The organism is Bartonella sp. MU70NMGDW (assembly GCF_042194085.1).
Lineage (GTDB): Bacteria > Pseudomonadota > Alphaproteobacteria > Rhizobiales > Rhizobiaceae > Bartonella > Bartonella grahamii.
Genome location: NZ_JBHIMK010000569.1, coordinates 1 through 537 on the forward strand (window position 1 = coordinate 1; position 537 = coordinate 537).

Consider the following 537-nt stretch of genomic DNA (forward strand, 5'->3'; position numbering starts at 1 on the left):
ATTCTTATACTCTAAAAACTGTGAAGTGCTTGCAAGTCTTATCACACTCGTTTGTTGGACATGATCATTTGTAACAACCCCTTCAAGCTCTCCACCCGTGTCTGACAAATACTCACTTATCCTTTGCATCATCACACGGGCGCTCTTGTTTACACTGCTAGGATGCTGTCCTTCGGACCAATCAATCAAATCATCCACGCGCGTATTATCCGCCGCTCTAAGCGACCAATCATAGATCGTTGACATTTCTCGTGAATCCTAGTTTCTGTAAAACGGTCCGTAAAACGCCCGCATGAATTGCGTCATCAAAGGATTATCATCATCACTCTCTTTTTCTTCCGAAGCTTCTTCTTGTGATGCTAATAATGCCCTTAAAACCTCTAACAAGTTGTCTCTATTTCTAAAACCACCATGCGCTGTAGGACTTGCTCTATGAGGCTGCCCCCCATACATCTGTAATACACGGTTGACAAAATCACTTGCACGCATAGCGTTGTTTCCACCATTCAAGCCAACCGCATTGCTCCCAACAATTTG

At 43.8% G+C, this 537-nt stretch carries 2 pseudogenes; both read right to left on the minus strand.

The window, feature by feature from the left end:
• Positions 1–246 (minus strand): annotated as a pseudogene (locus tag ACFIKE_RS12210) (phage tail protein); the annotation flags it as partial.
• Positions 247–258: 12 nt separating this feature from the next.
• A pseudogene (locus ACFIKE_RS12215) lies at positions 259–537 on the minus strand (lytic transglycosylase); the annotation flags it as partial.